14 protein-coding genes and 3 tRNA genes are annotated in these 21,130 nt (G+C 32.5%); 10 read left to right on the plus strand and 7 right to left on the minus strand.

From position 1 onward, the window contains the following. Positions 1 to 45 precede the first annotated feature (45 nt). The 6 genes from Q1B05_RS15925 (at position 46) to Q1B05_RS15950 (ending at position 4,465) form a co-directional block, all read left to right on the plus strand. A complete protein-coding gene (locus tag Q1B05_RS15925) occupies positions 46 to 891 on the plus strand; it encodes a transketolase (protein ID WP_299781953.1) in 846 nt (281 codons plus the stop codon). A gap of 21 nt (positions 892 to 912) precedes the next feature. After that, positions 913 to 1,866, plus strand: coding sequence for a transketolase family protein (locus tag Q1B05_RS15930; RefSeq protein ID WP_299781955.1), 954 nt, complete (start codon positions 913 to 915; stop codon positions 1,864 to 1,866). A 48-nt stretch (positions 1,867 to 1,914) separates the two neighbouring features. Beyond that, positions 1,915 to 2,499: a porin family protein gene (locus Q1B05_RS15935; RefSeq protein ID WP_299781957.1), complete on the plus strand. Its 585-nt coding sequence runs from the start codon at positions 1,915 to 1,917 to the stop codon at positions 2,497 to 2,499. Positions 2,500 to 2,668: 169 nt separating this feature from the next. Further along, positions 2,669 to 3,253, plus strand: coding sequence for an outer membrane beta-barrel protein (locus Q1B05_RS15940; protein WP_299781959.1), 585 nt, complete (start codon positions 2,669 to 2,671; stop codon positions 3,251 to 3,253). 225 nt (positions 3,254 to 3,478) lie between these two features. Continuing rightward, a complete protein-coding gene (locus Q1B05_RS15945; RefSeq protein WP_299781961.1) occupies positions 3,479 to 3,874 on the plus strand; it encodes an RNA-binding S4 domain-containing protein in 396 nt (131 codons plus the stop codon). A gap of 87 nt (positions 3,875 to 3,961) precedes the next feature. Continuing rightward, positions 3,962 to 4,465 carry a phosphoribosyltransferase family protein gene (locus tag Q1B05_RS15950; protein WP_299781962.1) on the plus strand — a complete coding sequence of 168 codons (504 nt, stop codon included), beginning with the start codon at positions 3,962 to 3,964 and terminating at the stop codon, positions 4,463 to 4,465. On the opposite strand, the gene Q1B05_RS15955 is transcribed toward Q1B05_RS15950, so the two are convergent. After that, on the minus strand, positions 4,457 to 4,978 hold the full coding sequence (locus Q1B05_RS15955) for a shikimate kinase (protein ID WP_299781964.1): 522 nt from the start codon (positions 4,976 to 4,978) through the stop codon (positions 4,457 to 4,459). The genes Q1B05_RS15950 and Q1B05_RS15955 overlap by 9 nt on opposite strands. A gap of 134 nt (positions 4,979 to 5,112) precedes the next feature. Between Q1B05_RS15955 and Q1B05_RS15960 the strand changes: the two genes are divergently transcribed. From Q1B05_RS15960 to Q1B05_RS15970, 3 genes are all read left to right on the plus strand, one after another. Further along, positions 5,113 to 5,185, plus strand: a tRNA-Lys gene (locus Q1B05_RS15960). A 62-nt stretch (positions 5,186 to 5,247) separates the two neighbouring features. Further along, positions 5,248 to 5,332 (plus strand) — tRNA-Leu (locus Q1B05_RS15965). Positions 5,333 to 5,520: 188 nt separating this feature from the next. Then, positions 5,521 to 5,593, plus strand: a tRNA-Lys gene (locus tag Q1B05_RS15970). Between the two features lie 220 nt (positions 5,594 to 5,813). On the opposite strand, the gene Q1B05_RS15975 is transcribed toward Q1B05_RS15970, so the two are convergent. The 3 genes from Q1B05_RS15975 to Q1B05_RS15985 form a co-directional block, all read right to left on the minus strand. Beyond that, the gene (locus Q1B05_RS15975; protein WP_299781966.1) at positions 5,814 to 6,380 is read right to left on the minus strand and encodes a redoxin family protein; all 567 of its coding nucleotides are present in this window, start codon (positions 6,378 to 6,380) and stop codon (positions 5,814 to 5,816) included. Positions 6,381 to 6,490: 110 nt separating this feature from the next. After that, positions 6,491 to 7,852 carry a spondin domain-containing protein gene (locus tag Q1B05_RS15980; RefSeq protein ID WP_299781967.1) on the minus strand — a complete coding sequence of 454 codons (1,362 nt, stop codon included), beginning with the start codon at positions 7,850 to 7,852 and terminating at the stop codon, positions 6,491 to 6,493. 96 nt (positions 7,853 to 7,948) lie between these two features. Further along, positions 7,949 to 8,620 (minus strand): Crp/Fnr family transcriptional regulator, encoded by a 672-nt coding sequence (locus Q1B05_RS15985; protein ID WP_299781969.1) that lies wholly within the window; start codon positions 8,618 to 8,620, stop codon positions 7,949 to 7,951. A gap of 551 nt (positions 8,621 to 9,171) precedes the next feature. Between Q1B05_RS15985 and Q1B05_RS15990 the strand changes: the two genes are divergently transcribed. Further along, positions 9,172 to 10,224, plus strand: a complete 1,053-nt coding sequence (locus tag Q1B05_RS15990; RefSeq protein WP_299781971.1) for a LamG-like jellyroll fold domain-containing protein — start codon at positions 9,172 to 9,174, stop codon at positions 10,222 to 10,224. Between the two features lie 461 nt (positions 10,225 to 10,685). Here the strand turns inward: Q1B05_RS15990 and Q1B05_RS15995 are convergent, their stop codons facing one another. From Q1B05_RS15995 to Q1B05_RS16005, 3 genes are all read right to left on the minus strand, one after another. Then, a complete protein-coding gene (locus Q1B05_RS15995) occupies positions 10,686 to 12,965 on the minus strand; it encodes an aconitate hydratase (protein ID WP_299781972.1) in 2,280 nt (759 codons plus the stop codon). 179 nt (positions 12,966 to 13,144) lie between these two features. Continuing rightward, on the minus strand, positions 13,145 to 15,415 hold the full coding sequence (gene pbpC / locus Q1B05_RS16000; protein ID WP_299781974.1) for a penicillin-binding protein 1C: 2,271 nt from the start codon (positions 15,413 to 15,415) through the stop codon (positions 13,145 to 13,147). A gap of 83 nt (positions 15,416 to 15,498) precedes the next feature. Continuing rightward, complete coding sequence (locus Q1B05_RS16005; protein ID WP_299781976.1) at positions 15,499 to 21,000, minus strand: MG2 domain-containing protein; 5,502 nt, start codon at positions 20,998 to 21,000, stop codon at positions 15,499 to 15,501. Positions 21,001 to 21,130 lie beyond the last annotated feature (130 nt).

Genomic DNA, 21,130 nt, shown 5'->3' on the forward strand with positions numbered 1-21,130 from the left:
ACATAAAGGGTTATTTTTGAGCCTTTAAAAATCAAGTTATAAAACATGGCTAACACAACAGAATTACAAGATTTAACGACTCAGGTTCGTAGAGATATTCTACGCATGGTACACAAAGTAAACTCTGGTCACCCAGGAGGTTCTTTAGGATGCGCAGAATTTTTAGTTGCCCTATACAATGAGGTTATGGACCGTAAAGACGGTTTTGATATGGACGGTTTAAACGAGGATTTATTTTTCTTGTCTAACGGACACATCTCTCCTGTATTTTACAGTGTACTTGCACATGCTGGATATTTCCCAGTTGAAGAATTAAGCACTTTTAGATTAATTAATTCTAGATTACAAGGACACCCAACTACTCACGAAGGTTTACCTGGAGTACGTATTGCATCTGGTTCTTTAGGCCAAGGTATGTCTGTAGCAATTGGTGCTGCACAAGCTAAGAAATTAAATGGGGACAATAAATTAGTTTACACTTTACATGGTGATGGTGAGTTACAAGAAGGCCAAAACTGGGAAGCGATTATGTATGCTTCAGCAAAAAAGGTAGACAATTTAATTTGTACCATAGATTTAAACGGACAACAAATAGACGGTTCTACAGATACCGTTTTACCAATGGGTAGCATTGAAGCTAAGTTTTTAGCTTTTGGTTGGGATGTTTTAACTGTTGAAGAAGGAAACGATATAGATGCTATATTAAAAGGTATGGCAGAAGCAAAAGCATTAACAGGAAAAGGAAAACCCGTTTGTGTATTATTAAAAACCGTTATGGGTAATGGTGTAGATTTTATGATGTACACTCACGCTTGGCACGGTAAAGCACCTAGCGACGAACAATTAGAAAATGCCTTATCTCAAAATCCTGAAACATTAGGAGACTACTAATCTTCACAATCTAAAAAGACAATGAAAACATACACATATACAGAAAAAAAAGATACAAGAAGCGGATTTGGAGCAGGTTTAGCTGAACTTGGAAGAACAAACCCTAATGTTGTGGCTTTATGTGCTGATTTAATTGGTTCATTAAAAATGGACGAATTTATTAAAGAAAATCCAGAACGTTTTTTCCAAATTGGTATTGCAGAGGCAAACATGATGGGAATTGCAGCAGGTTTAACCATTGGTGGAAAAATTCCGTTTACAGGAACTTTTGCAAACTTTTCTACAGGTCGTGTTTACGATCAAATTCGTCAATCTATTGCGTATTCTAATAAGAATGTGAAAATTTGTGCATCTCACGCGGGTTTAACTTTAGGAGAAGATGGAGCAACCCACCAAATTCTTGAAGATATTGGATTAATGAAAATGTTACCAGGAATGACGGTTATTAATCCTTGTGATTACAACCAAACAAAAGCAGCAACTATAGCTATTGCAGAATACGATGGTCCTGTTTACTTACGTTTTGGTCGTCCGTCAGTGCCAATTTTCACACCAGCAGATCAAAAATTTGAAATAGGTAAAGCCCTTCAATTAACAGAAGGAGCAGATGTTACTATTGTAGCAACAGGTCACTTAGTTTGGGAAGCCTTAGAAGCTTCAAAAGCATTATACGAAAAAGGAATTTCTGCAGAAGTTATAGATATTCATACCATTAAGCCTTTAGATGCTAAAGCCATTTTAGATTCTGTTGCAAAAACAAGATGTATTGTAACCGCCGAAGAGCATAATATTCTTGGTGGATTAGGAGAAAGTGTTGCACGTGTATTAGCAACTAATAATCCAACACCTCAAGAATTTGTAGGTACAAAAGATACTTTTGGAGAATCTGGAACACCTGCACAGCTTATGGATAAATACCAATTAAATGCAGAAGCGATTATAAACGCTTGCGAAACGGTTATTAAAAGAAAATAATTTTGTTAATTTCGCGTTTAATGTAAACATTCATTAAAAACGAAATCTATGAAAAAAATAATCATAATGCTTTGTGTTGTTGTAGGAGCCTTACAACTTACATCAGCACAATCTGGTTCAGGTTACGGTATTAAAGGCGGTTTAAACTATAGCTCTAACGGAAATTACATTTCCTCTGTAGGCGATCATATAAAACACTCAGACAGAAACATTGGTTTCCATCTGGGTGTTTTTGCTAAGTTTGGTAGCAAACTATACTTTAAACCGGAGTTAATGTATACAAAAACCAGTAGCGCATACAATCATACTGATTTAGAAATTCAAAAAATAGATTTACCTGCATTAGTAGGTTTTCGAATAATTGGGCCTTTAAGTGTGTTTGCTGGACCTTCATTTCAATATATAATCGATTCTAAATTTGATGACATTGATTATGATAACATTGAAGAAGAACTTAGCATGGGATTAAATTTTGGTTTTGCTTTAAACATACGTACTATTGGTATTGACTTAAGATATGAACGCGGATTTAACAACAACGAAACTGATTTTATTAATAACAACACTTCTAATGACGTAAAGATAGATTCTAGACCAGACCAGCTTATTCTTAGTTTATCTATTAAAATGTAAATACGGCTTAAATTTCACAGAATTAATACAAACAATACCTGAATTTATTTTTAATACTATCAAATTTACAATTCAGCATGAATTCCCCGTTAACCTTCCTAAATCCTCGATAAAAAGAAAATAATTTTAGTAGTTTCGTAGACTTAAAACATCATTATACACGACAACTATGATAAAATTAATAATGATGCTTTGTGTTATTGTTGGAACTATTCAGATTTCTTCAGCACAAAAGGGCACTGGTTTTGGTATTAAAGGGGGAGTAAATTATAGTGCTAACGGTAGTTATATTTCTTCTGTAGGCGAGCATATAAAACACCCAGATAGAGACTTTGGTTTTCATCTGGGTGTTTTTGGTAAGTTTGGAAGCAACATTTACCTTAAAACGGAAGTCATGTATACTCAAACCAGTAGCACTTACAACCAAGACAACTTTAATGTTCAGAAAGTAGATGCACCAGCTTTAATCGGTGTACAATTAATTGGACCTTTAAGTATATTTGCAGGACCAACACTTCAATATGTTATTGACACGAATTTAAATGACATAAAAGCAGAAGATCGTAGTGAAGATATTACTGTAGGACTTAATTTCGGAATAGCTTTCAACTTTAAACGTATTGGAATTGATCTAAGATACGAGCGCGGATTGGAAGATTATGAATTAGAATTTATTACAAACAATGGTTTACATATCGTTACTATAGATTCTAGACCCGATCAACTAATCTTAAGTTTATCTTTAAAAATTTAAATTCAAGAAACCACTTTAATATAAAATTAGCTTTAATAATTATAGACCATTTTTAGGAGTCTTACTATATGATATATGACTTACATCTCTGTATTAAAACTGTAATAAAATAGTTAAAGAGACTGCTCGTAATTTCTTTATTGCTTATTTTTGAAGTATAAGTCGCGTAACAAATAATATGTTACGTGTTGTGTTTAGTTAAACTACGATTTTTACAATTATAGAATGCGAATAGATAAATATTTATGGTGTGTAAGGTATTACAAGACAAGAAGTATCGCGACCACAGCATGCAAAAAGGGACATATTAAAGTAAATGGTGCTGTAGTAAAGCCAAGTCGGGACGTATATCCACAAGATAAAATTGAAGTCCGAAAAGATCAAGTAAACTATAGTTTAAAGATTAACGACTTGCCTGCAAACCGTGTTGGTGCTAAATTGGTAGATATTTACCGTGTAGATACCACACCTAAAGAAGCTTTCGAGGCTCAAGAGTTATTAAAATATGCTAAAGATTATTATCGTAAAAAAGGAACAGGACGCCCAACCAAAAAAGACCGTAGAGATATAGACGACTATCAAGACGATCAGGATGGAGATGCCGTTAAGGAGCATTCTTAATTCCTCATATTAACTTATATTTTAATTCTTAAAATAATAACGGGATAAAAAAACTCTTTTTATCTTTGATTAAATACTAATACACAAATGGAAGCTATTAAAAATATTATTTTAACTCACGATGAAATCAATCATAAAATAAAACGTATTGCGTATCAAATTTATGAGAGTAATGTCTATGAGGAAGAAGTGATTTTAGCAGGAATAGACAGTAATGGCTATATTTTAGCCAAAAAGCTAAAATCAATTTTAAGTAAAATTTCACCTATAAAGCCTGTACTTTGTAAAGTTATTATTGATAAAAAAAATCCAAGAAATGACATTAAAACATCTTTAAGAGTCGATGAATACACTAATAAATCGATTGTTTTAATTGACGATGTTTTAAATTCAGGAACCGCTTTAATATATGGTGTACGCTTTTTTTTAGACGTGCCTTTAAAGCAATTTAAAACCGCTGTATTAGTCAATAGAAATCACAAAAAATACCCTGTTAAAGCCGATTTTAAAGGTATCTCTTTATCTACGTCCTTAAAGGAACACGTCACAGTAGATTTTGATGGAAAAAATTACGAAGCCTATTTAGACTAAGTGAGACATCACCTCATCCAACACGGCCATTTCTGTAGTATTATCTACAGGAATTACAACCTGAGCTTGATTGTAGTATACTGCACGCTCGAACATGTGCTTCCCTATAAACTCCATTAATTCATTATCTGTACTAAATCGACTTAATAATGGTCGATTTTCTTTTTCATGCTTTAAACGACTTGTTAACTCCTTTATGCCGGCTTTGAAGTAAAAAGATTTTGCATTTTTATGTTGTGTGATTAACTCCATATTATTAGCATAGCACGGTGTACCACCTCCAAGCGCTAAAACAATATTATTTTGTTCTTCCAAAAGCCCTTTTAAATACTCATTCTCTTTTTTTCTAAAATAGATTTCTCCACGTGATTTAAACAATTCCGGAATAGATAACTGTTCTTGTTCTTCTATATAATCGTCTAAATCTATAAAAGGATAATTAAGTGCTTTTGCTAATTTTTTACCCAAAGTAGACTTCCCCGAGCCCATATACCCTATTAAAATTAAATTCATTTAAAGTGTTTTTTATTGATCCTTAAAAACATACGTATTTAAGCAACAAAAAAACGAAAAAAAAATCAGAAACACGCTTGGAATTCTAAATAAAGATGATATATTTGCACCCGCAATACGCAAACAAAAACAAAGACCTGGTAGCTCAGTTGGTAGAGCATCTCCCTTTTAAGGAGAGGGTCCTGGGTTCGAGCCCCAGCCCGGTCACAAGAAAAAGGTTAAACATATTTGTTTAACCTTTTTTATTTTTACATCCTATTTATTATAATGCGCACGTGGCGGAATTGGTAGACGCGTTGGCTTGAGGGGCCAGTGTCCGTTTAGGACGTGGAAGTTCGAATCTTCTCGTGCGCACTTTTACTTATTTTATATTTTTCCTTGTTTTAAAACGCTTAAAAACAACACAAACAACTTGTTTACAAGGCTTTAAAACAGATTATTTCATTCAAGAATAAAATAAATAAAAAATATTTTAAAAATAGGTTGTTTTTCTAAATAAAGGTCGTATATTTGCACCCTCGTTATAGAGAAAGAAAAACAATGACCTGGTAGCTCAGTTGGTAGAGCATCTCCCTTTTAAGGAGAGGGTCCTGGGTTCGAGCCCCAGCCCGGTCACAGAAAAGGTTAAACAGCAATGTTTAACCTTTTTTTATTTGTATAACCTTACATATTATAGTGTATATTTTCTTTCATTTTGTACTCAAACAAAATGAAAAGTTATCACTCACCAACTATTCTTACTCTTGTTTTTTTACTTTTTTAAATTAGTTATTACTATTGATACGCCTTGTTGAAACGATTTAAAAGTAAAATAGAAGTCTTTTAAAACTAAAACTTACTCATTTAACAATTTATCTATAGTTTCTCTTACCGTATCGCTATTCCAATTGGAAGCTCCCGTTTTATCGATTACAATATTCCCTGCTTTACTTATTAGCAATGTTCTAGGTATTGTAGATGTATTTAAACGCTCTGGAATAACTGAAATAGGTTGATGTACAGGAATATGAAACCCTTTCTTTTTTAAGAACGATTCGATAACCTTTTGCTCTTCATTAGACACAAACAGAAACTGCACTTTATCTTTATAGTCTTGATGTAAATTTACCAAACTTGGCATTTCTGCAATACAAGGTGGGCACCAAGTTGCCCAAAAATTAACAAGAACAACTTTTCCTTGAGCAGATTTAAAATCGTAGGAATTTCCATCTAAATCTATTAATTTCCATTGATAAGAATCAATCTGCTTCTGATTTTCTATAGCTTCTACAGAAGGACCAAATAATGCTAATCCTTTTTGGATAAAGACCTGAATAGGTTGTCGTGTTTGTGGAATAATTAATAACACTAAAAAAGCGCCAAAAATGATATTGGAAATTTTATTTTTTTTTGATTTTAACATAATATACACTGTATAAAAAAAAAGAAACGCATCATCTTTAAGATGAATGCGTTTCAAATTTAGCAACAAAATTCTAATTACATTAAGAATTTCGATTTCAATTATAATTACTAGTTTGCTGTAATTGTTACTTTAAGAAGTGTATTTACTGCTGGATATGTAAACCCATCATTAACATCGCTTAAAAGTAAAACATTTCCATTTTCTTCTTCCCCAGTATCACTATCTAATTGGTTTGTTACTGTATTAGGACCTATTGCAGGTTCTTCATTAACCTCTGTTCCTGCATCCCATAAATAGATACTACTTGTTACATCTCCGTTAATTGCCACTCCACTTGTATTAAAAAGCGCAATTCCATCATCATCTGTTCCAAGAAACACATCATTAGTTGCTGCTAACATGTTTACAAAAGATAAATGATCTCCTATTTGAGCATCAAAAGTAAACTCGTAAGAACTACCTGGTAAAATTGGTCCTGCACTACTACTTCCTACTGGTGTATTCATAATAGCACCTTCGGTAACTCCTGATAAACTTAAAATGTTAGCGCCTAAGATTGCTACATTTCCATCTTCTGCAATAGCTTCAACACCATTTCCATAATCTACTGTTCCTTCTGTAAATAATGGATTTGTATTATCTTCATGAATTACCCAAACCCCTGGAGATGCTGGATAAGTTACTCCTGTATTTTCTGCTGTATACGTTCCTAAGTTTGTTACATCACCATCTTCTGCAATATTCTCTATACCTTGTCCTAAATCTGGTTCACCTTCAGTAAATAAAGGATTAGTTCCGCCATGTACAACATATACACCTGGAGAAAGTGGCGCTACTCTATCGCCTAAACTTGTAGATAATGTGGCATCGGCTAAATCTTCAATACTAATTAAAAACTGAGTCCCTTGCATATAAGTTACACTTACATTAATGATCTCGTTCACTTCTGGAAAATCGAAAGCGTCTCCATTTGTAACATTACTCATTAATAATACATTTCCATTTTCAACAACACCTGTATTTGGTCCTGATTGATTCGTAACTGTATTAGGTCCTACTGAAGGCTCTTCATTAACTTCTGTTCCTGCATCCCAAAGATATACTTGATCTGTAACGTCTCCTGAAATAGGATTTCCATTTTCATCATATAACGCAATTCCGTCATTACCTGGTCCAAAAAATGCATCATTAGTTGCGGCTAACATGGTTACAAATGATAAACTCTGGCTTCTACCAGCATCTACTACAAATTCATATTTTTTTCCTGGTGTTGCAGGTCCTGGGCTAGAATCTCCTGTTGGTGTGTTAAATATACCCGATTTTAAATAGGCATTAACTGGTGCTATATTTTCAATAGTTACAGTAAATGATCCGTCTGGTGTTGTATTTACATTTGAATTATCATCATCACTTGAACATGACATTCCTACTAAACCTAAAAAGGCTGCTCCTAAAACTAATTTCCTCATAATTTATATTTTAATATTTGTTATTAATTATTTATGAAGCAAATCTATGGGATAACAATAAGTTGTTTTGTTAGCTACCTAACACAAATGAAAAAATTATGCGACTTTTTTTAATATTCTGATTTCTTTACGATGAAATTCTAGATAATTCTCCTCTTTAAGTTCGTTTAAAAGAATATTTAATGTTGGTCTTGAAGTTCCTATTAATGAAGCAATATCACTTTGTGTATAATGATGACAGATTACAGTATCTCCTGTTTCTGGGCAGTTATAGCCAGAGTCTGCACATAGCTCTGCAAGAAACTCAATTAATCTGGTTTTAGAATCTTTAAAAAGCAACAGCTGTAACCTACGCTCTAGTTTTTTAAATTTTAGCCCAATAAACTTATAGACTTTAAAACTAAAAGGCTGATTATCTCGCATTAAATCATACATAGTATCTACGCCTATTGGACAAATAGATGTTGTATTATCTAAAGACTGGGCAAATTCGTCACGCTTAGATTCTCCTAAAATGGCTTTTTCTCCAAAGAGTTCGCCTTTAGCTAGAATGGCTTTAACAACTTCCTCTCCATCTTCATTATAATATCCGATTTTTACTTTTCCTTTTTCAATCAAAAAGATTTTGTTAGACGCATCTTCTTCAAAATAGATATAATCTTTCTTTCTATATTCTGAAAAAGAATGTCCCTTTTTATAAGCTTTAAACTTATGTGGACACAACATATTAAATAAATTAACATCTTCAAAAAACCAGACTGTACTCATATATGTTTGTATAATTAGTTAGTATAATTAAATGGTCGGTAAGGTATGAGCTTCCTTACTTACGCCTTTAACAAAAAAACGCTAAAGCCTAAGCGCTTTTTTATTTATAAAACACTTAAAATCAATAAATAGTCCAAACCATTCTCTTTTAATTAAAAAGCTTTCGAAACATCCTTTACACTAATCTCTATCATATATATATTATGTATTTAGCACTTGACCTCGTTTTTTAACACTTAAGAATGATGTTCTAAGTAGAGTTATTAATATTATAATCTAACATCTGTTTTAAATTATTAATACCTAAGCTCTATATGTTTATATAACAAAAGGATTTTGAAAGTCTGTATATTTTCTCAATTTTATTAGAATAAAACACATAAAAACAACATACTGTTTTTTAAGCATTTACACATAAAATACAAGTATTAAACTAGAATAACGTTAATAAAATTGTTATTTAAGTTTGTTACTATGTTATTCGTCTAAAAAATAATTAATCTCTATTTGTTTTTTTGAAATTAAGTAATAATAATCCTATAAATAGATTTATGATGAAAAAATTACTTAAAAAATTATCTTTAACAGCAGTGTTATCTTTAACACTTGCAAGCGTATATGCACAAGATCCAGATGCTTTTTTACATGTACAATTTGAAAATAATTTAAATGCCAGTACTACAGAAGCTGCTGGTATTAGCTTTGAAGTTTCCGATCCTGATATCGCAATAAATTATAACAGTAGTAACACTAAAGAAGGTAGTTATGCTATAGATTTCTCAAGTTACACTGAAAGTGATGATAATAGTTTAATTGATAATACGTCTTCTGTACAAATTGAAAGCACAACAAAGTTCGCTATTACAGGTAGTAATGCTCGTACTTTCGCTGCTTGGATTAGATTTGATGATATAAATTCAGATACAGACGGGTCCTATTGTATAATGAATATGGGCGACCCAAGTTCTAGCTCTCAAGGAAGAGTGACTTGGTCTTTTGCTGCTGCTAATGATCGAATTCAAATAGCTGTAGGAGGAGGTAATGTTAACAGTAATTACGACACTAGCTCAAATTCAAATTTAGAAGATGGTAATTGGCATCACGTGGCATTTACTTATGCTGCTGGAGCAACGTTAGATGCCATTATTTTTTATATAGATGGAGAAGCTGTTACCAACAATGGTGGTAGCAATTCAGACTCTGTTGGCTTTAATACAGACGAAGATTTAGTGTATATAGCCACAAGAGGAAACAATAGTCAAAAATGGTTTGACGGCGGTGGCATAGATGATCTTAGAGTGTATGACGAAGTGCTTACTGCAGAAGAAATCTTATTAATTTATGGTGGTACTTATCTTAATATAGGAGATGTGGCTTTTGAAGAGCATGAACTTAAAGCTTACCCAAATGCTGTAGAAGACTTTTTAAATATAAAAACCACAAGTAATAGCGCCTTAAATATTAGTGTATTTGATATCACCGGGAAAGCAATTATAAGAACATATGGAAACTCTGTTGATATGAGTGGGTTAACTTCTGGATTATATATTGTAAAAGTTAGAGAAGACAACAAAGTAGCAAACTTAAAGATTCTTAAAAAATAGTGTTCTACAAGTTTATAATTTTCTAAAAAATCCTGTTGTATCTAAATCATATAACAGGATTTTTTTAGCTTTTAAGAAATGGTAATTAGGTTCAAATTATTCCATACCATATAGGTTGAGTCACACTATTATTTTAAAAGATTATGAAACTCTATTAAAAGTAGAGTTTAGAATGTTTATTAGTATTGTGGAACATGTGGTTACTAAATGTCTTTTTATTTTAATTTTTAATAAGGGACACCTGAATACTTATACTCTAGTGCTAATAAATTATGAAGTGGTAACTTGAAGTTTAAAATACCATATAAATCACACCCTATTCCTATGGTAAACAATACTTAGTATGTTGAAATATTAGTTCTAAAAATTAGTATAGAAAAAAAATCTATAAACAAAAAAATCTAGTCTGTACAGACTAGATTTTTTGTTATAAAAACACTAAGTTATAAGAAAGCTCGTCGCTATTTTAAACTTTCAGCATTCTCTTTTTTAATTAAGTTTAATGCAGAACCTTCTTTATACCATGCAATTTGAGCCGCGTTATAGGTATGGTTCGTTACAATAATATCTTTAGTCCCATTTTCATGAACAAATTCTAATGTTAACGGTTTATCTGGAGCAAACTCATTTAAATCTAAGAAGTTAATCGTATCGTCTTCTTGAATTAAATCGTAATCTGATTCGTTAGCAAATGTAATACCTAACATCCCTTGTTTTTTGAGGTTTGTTTCGTGTATACGTGCAAAAGATTTTACTAACACAGCAGCGACACCTAAGTGACGTGGTTCCATAGCTGCATGTTCTCGAGAAGACCCTTCACCATAGTTATGATCTCCAACTACAATTGTTTTTACACCTGCAGCTTTATAGGCTCTTGCAGCATCAGGAACACCTTCAAATTCTCCCGTTAATTGATTTTTAACAAAATTTGTTTTTTGGTTGAATGCATTTACAGCACCAATTAAACAGTTATTAGAAATATTATCTAAATGTCCACGGAAACGTAACCACGGTCCAGCCATAGAAATATGGTCGGTGGTACATTTACCAAAGGCTTTAATTAACAATTTAGCACCTGTTATATCATCTCCTAACGGCGTAAATGGTTCAAGTAATTGTAAACGCTCAGACGTTGGAGATACAGAAACAACGACACCACTACCATCTTCATCTGGAGCTAAATAGCCATTATCTTTTACTTCGAAACCTTTAGGAGGCAATTCCCATCCTGTTGGCTCATCGAACATCACTTCTTCCCCATCTTCATTAATTAATTTATCTTTCATTGGGTTGAAATCTAAACGCCCGGCAATAGCAATTGCAGCAACCATTTCTGGAGACGCTACGAATGCATGCGTATTTGGATTTCCATCGGCACGTTTCGCAAAGTTTCTGTTAAACGAGTGAATGATACTGTTTTTAGGTGCGTTTTTAGGATCGCTATATCTTGCCCATTGACCAATACATGGTCCGCAAGCATTCGTAAAGATTTTAGCATCTAATTTCTCGAAAATTTCAAGAATCCCGTCACGTTCTGTAGTATATCTTACTTTTTCTGAACCTGGATTAATCCCAAATTCCGCTTTTGTTTTTAAGTTTTTATCTAAAGCTTGTTGGGCTATAGATGACGCACGAGATAAATCTTCGTAAGACGAATTGGTACACGATCCGATTAATCCCCATTCAACTTTTAAAGGCCAATCGTTTGCTTTCGCTTTTTCAGTCATTGAAGCTCCAACAGGCGTAGACAAATCTGGAGTAAATGGTCCGTTTAATAATGGTGTTAATACAGATAAATCAATTTCTATAACCTCATCAAAATATGTATTTGGGTCTGCATAAACCTCAGGATCTGCCGTTAAGTAGTCTTTAATTTCATTTGCAGCATCTGCAACATCTTCACGCTCTGTTGCGCGTAAATAACGTTCCATAGATTCGTCGTAACCAAAAGTTGATGTTGTTGCCCCAATTTCAGCACCCATATTACAGATTGTACCTTTACCGGTACAAGACATAGATGTTGCGCCTTCACCAAAATATTCCACTATAGCACCTGTTCCTCCTTTTACAGTAAGAATTTCGGCTACTTTTAAAATCACATCTTTAGGAGCTGTCCAACCCGATAATTTTCCGGTTAACTTCACACCTATTAATTTAGGAAATTTTAATTCCCAAGCCATACCTGCCATAACATCTACAGCGTCGGCACCACCAACTCCAATAGCTACCATACCTAAACCTCCTGCATTTACAGTATGGGAATCGGTACCAATCATCATCCCACCAGGGAATGCATAATTTTCTAGAACGACTTGGTGAATAATACCTGCTCCTGGTTTCCAGAATCCGATACCGTATTTGTTAGACACAGACTCTAAGAACTTAAAAACTTCGCTACTTACATCGTTTGCGTGTTTTAAATCTGTAGACGCTCCATCTTTAGCTTGAATTAAGTGATCGCAATGTACTGTTGTTGGTACAGCCACATTATCTTTTCCTGCTTGCATGAATTGTAATAATGCCATTTGCGCAGTCGCATCTTGACATGCAATCCTATCTGGAGCAAAATCCACATAGTCCTTCCCTCTTGTAAATGCTTTATCCGGAGTCCCGTCCCATAAATGAGAATATAAAATCTTTTCAGAAAGCGTTAACGGTTTGCCTACAATGCCGCGTGCTTTATCTACACGTTCCGCCATTTTGGTGTACACACCTTTAATCATATCAATGTCAAATGCCATAAAATTTTGTTTTTTTTGTTATTTGATTTTAGTCTAAGTTACAAAATGTGAATGAGTAATAAAAATATAATATTATATAGAATCATTATAACATAGAATACGTAAACTTACTATTGAGCATTACAACACATCCTAATTATGGCCCTTAAATATTGAAAATGCATTATTATAAATGTGTTTTATTTTACAAGAATTTTTTTATGAATACTATTCCCTAAATGGTCTAAAACAGTAATAATATGTTGTCCTATATTTAAATCGATAGCGACTTCATTAAAATTAGTCGTCGTTTTTAAAAACGTATCATCCAAATACCAATACAAAGTCGCATTGGCATCATTATGAGCTATTTTAAAAATCACTTTATTACGTTCGCCAGAAACTCCTTTAGGCACTATAATGGTATTGGTATTTACTGGTTCTGAAAAAGCCATAACAGTTGTTACTTCTCCTTTACAACCTTCTCTTAGAGGAGGTACCGTTTTATAATCTACATTATTTTTCTTGTAATACCATGCCATTAAAGGCGGTAAAATAAATTGAGAAACAGTATTTATATCACTAAGTTTTTCACAAGACGTATTGACTTGATACGTTTTTGTTTTATCTAAATGAATTAATTTATGATACTTACATAATGACGTTTCTAAACCTTTAGCAGGTATTTTTTGCAGTGTACTCGGACAAATATCACTAGCTAATTGTCCGCTTTTAGTACATATTTTAGCATCAATTAAATCATCATAAGGCGTAGAAAACCATTCCGATTTTGGTAGTATGTCAAACACATCAAACATTACCGGTGCAGCAGCACTAGTACCTGTTACGCCAGGTCTTCCTTCTCCATCAGCATTTCCTACCCAAACACCTACCACATAATCTTTAGTGACACCAACACTCCAAGCATCTCTATTTCCATAACTCGTTCCTGTTTTCCATGCAATTTCTTGTGCAGAATTATAATAACGCCAAGAATTATCTATACTCGGTCTATTGAGTTCTTTCATCGCTTCAAAACCAAAATAAATACTACCTGCGTTAAGATGAGATTTATTAAAAGTTAAGGCTCCTAAATCAGCATTAAATTCTTTGTTATAATTGGGGTGTTGAAATTCTTTTAAATAATACTGACTAGAATTTGAATTAAAATGCACAAGAGTTGAGGCTAGATTACTATATGCACCACAAATATCCCATAAATTACCTTCTGCTCCTCCAAGTATTAATGACAGCCCGTAATGATCTGCTCCTTTATTAATATTTGATATTGAGAGTGATTGTAAATCATCATAAAACCGCGTTATGCCATATGAATATAACATTCTTACAGCGGGAATATTAAGTGATTTTGCTAAAGCCAATTTTGCTGAAACGGCACCTAAATATTTTAGAGTAAAATTTTCAGGTTTATAATTACCAATTGTTGTTGGAACATCTGGCAATATGGTTTCGGGTAACAGCTCTCCGGCATCTAACATAGACATATATAAAAAAGGCTTTAAAATACTTCCTGTACTTCTTGGAGCCGTAATTATATCGACATCTTTATGGTGTTCTTTAGTTGTATATGTATTTCCTATATAGCTTATTACTTTTTTAGTTTTTACATCTAAAATAAGAACAGCCATATTATATACTCCATTTTGAGATTGTAGTGTGTAATGTTTATTTACTATTTGTAGTGCTAATTTTTGTACAGCAAGATCTATTGATGTTTTTACGCGTTCTCCACTATTTTTTTTTGCTACCTTTTGTAATAAATGAGGCGCTAGTTGAGGTAAATTTTTAGGTTTGGTTGGGATTTCTTCTTCTATAGATAAATTATAAGTAGTTTGATCGATAATATGAGATTCTAGTAACTTCTTTAATAATCGATTTCGTTTTTGTAAAAGTAAGTCGGCATTTTTTCCTGGATATAATAAACTTGGAGCATTTGGTAATACTGCAAGCATAGCACTTTGTCCCCATGATAATTTTGTAGGAGCAACATTAAAATACCGCCACGAAGCAGCTTCTAAACCAACCACATTACCACCATAAGGCGCATGTGAAACATACATTTTTAAAATTTTATCCTTTGAAAATTTAAATTCTAATCTTGTTGCTAAAATTAACTCTTTAAATTTTTCAAAGTATGATCTTTTATGTCCCTGTCTAGAAAGTCTTATTACTTGTTGGGTTATTGTACTTCCTCCTCTTACAGTTTTTTTTGCTTTTATATTGGCTTTAAAAGCATTGAACATGGATACAGGGTTAAAACCTGGATGCTTATAAAAATGTTCGTCTTCAAATTGAACGATGCAGTATTTAAATTTATCAGGAACAGCATCTAAATCAGGAAACCGCCATTGTCCGTCACTAGCTATTAATGCCCCCAATAATTCACCATCTTTACTTTCTATTAGGGTTGAGTTGGGCGTAATAAACAGTTTTTCAGGAAGACAAAACATATAACATAGGCTTAAAACAACTATTAAAAATGTCTTAAACCTATGTTTTTTTAAATATATTTTAAGCTTAACTAAGCCTTCATTTATTCTATTACTTGTACCCATTGTCCTTTTGTACGTGCAAAGAAATCATTATCATACATTGCTTCAACTTGCATACCAGGCAAATAATAGCTTCCTAAGTAGGACGCATTAAGCAAGACTTTAAAGCTTTTCGTTTCATTAGACTTTAAATCAAAGTAATAATTAACTCTATCGTCTCGTACATCTTCATAGGTAATGTTACTGTTTCTAGAATTATTAAGATTAAACCTTGTATTTATAATTTCCCATCCAGAAGGAAACAAAGCACTTAAAGCAACATCATTTACAGCTAATTGCTTATTATTTTTCAGGGTAATATTTGCAACGAAATTAGTGCCTTGCTGAATTTTATTGACATCAATAGTTTTGCCAGATCTATCTGTAAAACTCATAGTCACCGAAATATTTTTCTCAATAACCTTTTCATTTCCTATTGGTAAAATCCCACTATTTAATAATCGAACGTAAACAATATTATCTTTATTATTCTTAATTTCAATAGTATTCTTACCCGAATTTACATTAAAATGATCTAGAACTATAGCTTTATCAGAATTTACAGTTTCTTGTTTTTTACCATTAAATTTATAACTCATACGTATACCATCGTCACCAATAAACTTAGCATATTTAGACATGGCTAAAAGGCAATACGACGTAGTTTGCGTACTCATATAGGTTTCACTTGTTAATGATGAAGCAATAATATCAGCAATTTCTTTTGCTTTTAATTCGTCATCTAACACAATATAAGTTTCTAAAAACATCGCTAGGTTTCTTAATTCAGAACCATAATTATTTTCATTTTTAGCCGCAATTTCTAAATCGCCATAAGAACTATAATCAGCTATTAATGCTTTAGCTACCTCTTTTTTACCTGTTATGGCATAAGTTGCGGCAAGCCTTAACTTCGCTAAAGCATTTAATTGCCCTTGAAGCGCAAGCTCTCTTAGCCTATTCATTGATGATTTGTCTGGATTTCTAGCCAATGCCAGTGTATATAAACGATAGGCTTGAGCTAATTGATTACCGTTAGAACTCCAGCCTTCTGAAGCTTTCTTTTGATAATTTATCCACTTCGTTTTAAAGTCAATAGGAAGTACAAACCCTTTTTTCTCTGCTTCCAGGAAAAAATGTCCGACATAACTTGTAGACCAATCGTTTACAGTATTCTGATTTTGCCAATACGAAAAACCACCACTTGATTTCTGAAATTTTGATAATCTATCAATAGCAGATTCTATATTTTTTTGAGTGTCTTCTTTTTTATCCTCAGATATTTTAAAAACATCATTTAAATATAATTGAGGAAAAGCACCAGATGTTGTTTGCTCTACACAACCATGAGGATATGCAATTAAATATTGTAATCTACCTGTAAAATCTATAGATTGAAAACTAGACAATTCTAACTGTGCTTTATTCGTATCAATAACTCCAAACGTATTAAAATCTAAAGTTTGTGATGCGTTAGGTTGTAATACAATATCTACAGCTTCAATACTTTCTGGATTTGGATTAAAAGCATTTAATTCTAAATTATAAGACGCCTGTTCTCCATGGCCACTAACTTTAACATCTATTTTTCCAACCCCTTCTTTAAGCACTTCTACATCAAAATAAGCCATTTTTTCGTCTGGACTAGCATATGTAATTGTTTTAGAAGATGCGCCAATAACTTTAAAAATATCATTTGACGTAATAGATACTTTTACTGTTTTAATTTTGTTTTCTAAAGCAAAAACAGTGATTGGAATTCTAACCTTTTCTCCAGGAACTACTTTTCTTGCCATAGATGCTAAAACCATTAATGGTTTTCTAACAGGTGTGGCTTTTCCTGCACTTCCATAAGCTTCTGTTTCTGGGTTATGAGCAACCACCATTGTTTTAACAGAACCAATATATTTAGGTATTTTAATACGATGTGTCTTACTGCCATTTTTATCTAATTGAAAAGGGCCTTTATAAATAACGACAGGCTTAAACCTATTTGCTTTCTGATTTTTACTACCAGCAAGCATACCGTCACCACCAATACTAAATACCTGATTAATGTTTCCCCCAAAAGCGCCTATAATCTCATCGTACACATCCCATGTTTTTACACCTAAGGCTTCTTTTTTATAGAATGTAGACCAAGGGTCCGGTGTTTTAAATCGTGTAAGGTCTAATAAACCTTCATCGACAATAGCAATAGAATACGTCATCGCTTTTCCGTTTTCTTCACTAATTTTCACGGTAACTTCTTCCTCCGGCTCTAAAACATCTGGCATATTTATTACAGGCTGAAGCTTTGTTTCTGGATTTTCTATAGCTATACCTGTAATACCATACATTCTAATTGGTAAATCATTTTTTGTATTATTATGATTTTGCAATAAACTAATGTTTATAAACACATTAGGTGTCATCTCTTTAGTTATAGGCAATTCAAATTTAGTATCGCCTTTACTTGCCTTAACCCAAAATCCTTTAAGAACTCCTGTTCCATTTTCTAAGGTTACCAATGCTCTACCAGAACCAGATGAAGGAAATGTAACTGTTGCTTTTTCTCCGACTTGATATTTGTCTTTATCTGTAGAAAATGAAAGCATCGTTGCAGAAGACGGATCTCCTTTTCTTGCCTTTCCAGCCCAACCTGGCCAATCTACAAATATCATTTTAGCTGTTGAATGTCCAGATTCTTGATTTGTAACGTATACTAAATAACGTCCCCATTCTGGATATTTCAATTCAAATTCAAATGTTCCCTTTCCGCTAGCATCTGTAGAAACTTGTGTGGTAAATTCTTCGTTTTTACTAGAACTTGTATCAAAAGAGGATAAGTTATCTTCATCTTCATTCCACCACCAATTACTATTGACCTTATAGATCGCTACTTTTAATTTTTTTACGGCTTTTGGTTTTCCATAAGCATCAACCGTAGCCACTTCAAACTTATGTTTTGTATCGGTAAGTAACATATTTCTTGAAGCGTCTCCTTTTGGGGTAAGTAACCCCACATAAGATGTATACGATGCATAATTTACGGCAAAAGCATCTGAACTAAAATCGCCTCCTTCTTCATATACTTTAGATAGAAATGTGGCTCTTAAAAGTCCCGCAGGACTGTTTTTTGTATTGGGTTTAAATGTAAATTGCGCTTTACCACTTTGATTTACCTTACCATCGAAAACAACTTTATCTTGAGAGGTAAACGTTTTTGTTGGATCATCGAACTCAAAACCAGGAAATGCTTTAAATTCCGTTTTAATAGGATTAAAACTTACTGTTATGTCTGCTTTTAAATCTTTAGCAATGGCGCCATGTAACCACAAAGCCTCAAGATTTCCTTGTACTAATTTATTGGCAGTAATTAAATCTTCATCCAGAGACGTTTTAATTTTTAGCCTATTAGGTTTTATCGTTTCTATTTTTAAGACTTTAGTAAAATTAGCACCTCCAACACTTACTTTCGCCATCCAAGACCCCGTATAATCATCTGGATCTGTTGGAACCCTAAAGCGATAAAAATTATTTAAACCTTGCGTACTTATTTCTGAAAAATATAAGTTTCCATATGGATTAAAAACTTCTAATTTAACAGGATGATTCTTTGGTAATTTATTGTTTTTATCATTTAACATAAATGATAAGTGAATGGTATCTCCAGGTCTCCAAACCCCTCGTTCTCCATAGATAAACCCTTTTAAACCACGCTTTAATTCGGCTCCAGAAACATCAAACTTACTCACCGACAAAGCCTTACCATCATTTAATCTCACATATGTACTAATTTTATTTTTAGTAACAATTACAAAATAAGCTTTAGCACCCGCAGAAAAAGTTAATTTCCCTTCACTGTCTGTATTTTGACGACCAATTAATTGTTGTTGGTAATTATAAAACTTCACGTCTGCATCTGCAATTGGATTTGTATTTACAATATCACTAGCCGCAATAAAATATGTATGTTTCTTACCTTCTTTTACAATGACTCCAATATTAGATGCTAAAATATTTGAGCTAACCTTTTTATTGACATAGTATGAATTTTCACATGGATTATCTGAATCTCTCCAACTATAATCTTCATAATAATACGAAGAATCCCAATTACTAAATTCAGCTTCTTCTTGATCATAATTAGTAATTTCTTCTTCTATAAGGTCATCATCTTCATTCTCACATTTATAATTTGAATCGCTTTTTTTAAAGCTGAGTTCTACTCTGTAAATTGCTCCAGGATCAGGATTTATAATTTCTTTTAAATCTACAGAATAGGCCTTCCAGTTAGAAAGATCCTCGCCAGAACCACTTAAATTAATTGTTTTTTTAGCTATAGGTCTAGCGACTCTTAAAAGTTCGTCACTACCACCTAAATCGTTGTTTTGTAAAAACTGTAGTACATTGTCTTCAAAAATTTTAATGATTGTAACATCGACAGCTTTTAGGCTAACCGCTTCAAAATTAAATTTTAAGTTTTCTGAATTGGGAAGTATGGTTCCGTTTTGTAATAATCTTACTTGTGGTTTTATTTCTTCAAAAGTAATAGCTTGTGTTACATTACTTTTTAATGCATTTCCATAACTACTTTTTACACTTCTGTGTATAGTAAGCTTTTTAGTGTCTTTAATATCGTTAACATACACTTTAACACTATTATTGTTCGTCGAAAAAGAAAGGTTGTATTCACCTTCTATAGTTATTAAACCATCTAAATTTTGATTACTATTAACAGGATCTGAGAAGTTAATTTCTACGTATTTACTCTCTTCATCAAATACATTTATACTAATGACTTTAAAATTATTTTTCCCTGGTATTTCGTAAGTATAATCACCTTTCGTATCAATATCAAAATTACTTCCATCCCATTCTATTTCTATTTCAGAATCCTTTTCAAAACGTTGAATACTATCTATTTTAAACTTGAAATATTTACCATCACTATTCTCATTTTCTATTTTAACAGGTAAAATTTTGCCATTTTGTTTTACTCTAACTATTTTTTTTGCGGTTGATGTTAAAATATCATCACTTGATTTTATAATACCATTTAAGTATTGCCAATCTCTTGAATAGCTTTGCAGGTTATTTGTATTGACTTGAAAGTCTTGTTTTATGGTTTTAACATCGAAAATAAACGTCTTAAATTCACTACTAACATCTTGTAATGCTCCTAAATCTAACTCGAAAGTATATCGCGTATCAGAATCAAATCTTTCATTAGGGATAAAGGCAATCGTTCTATTATTAAGCGCCATTACTTTCCCCGGAATTTTAGGGGAAATAGTAAGAATACTATGATCTAACTCTACCTCTGAAGACACATCCTTCATGGGATTAATTAGAACAATCTTAATGTGATCTTTGGTTGAAATGACTCCTGATGAAACTTCAAAAATATGATCTTTAAACTTTTGAATATTACTTAAGGACACGCTAGCTTTATCATCACATCCTACAAATAATATAAAACAGATAAATAATAATAAAGACGTATTTTTTTTAGTTAGCATATTTTTATATAAATATTTAAACAAATTTATAAAAAAATACTTGTTAAAATTTTATTAATTCTAATAAAAAAGATCCAATAAATAGCAAAAAAAAACCTGAGTCTTAGACTCAGGTTTTTTTTATGACTAG

The organism is uncultured Formosa sp. (genome assembly GCF_947500765.1).
In the GTDB taxonomy this organism is placed as follows: Bacteria; Bacteroidota; Bacteroidia; order Flavobacteriales; family Flavobacteriaceae; genus Formosa.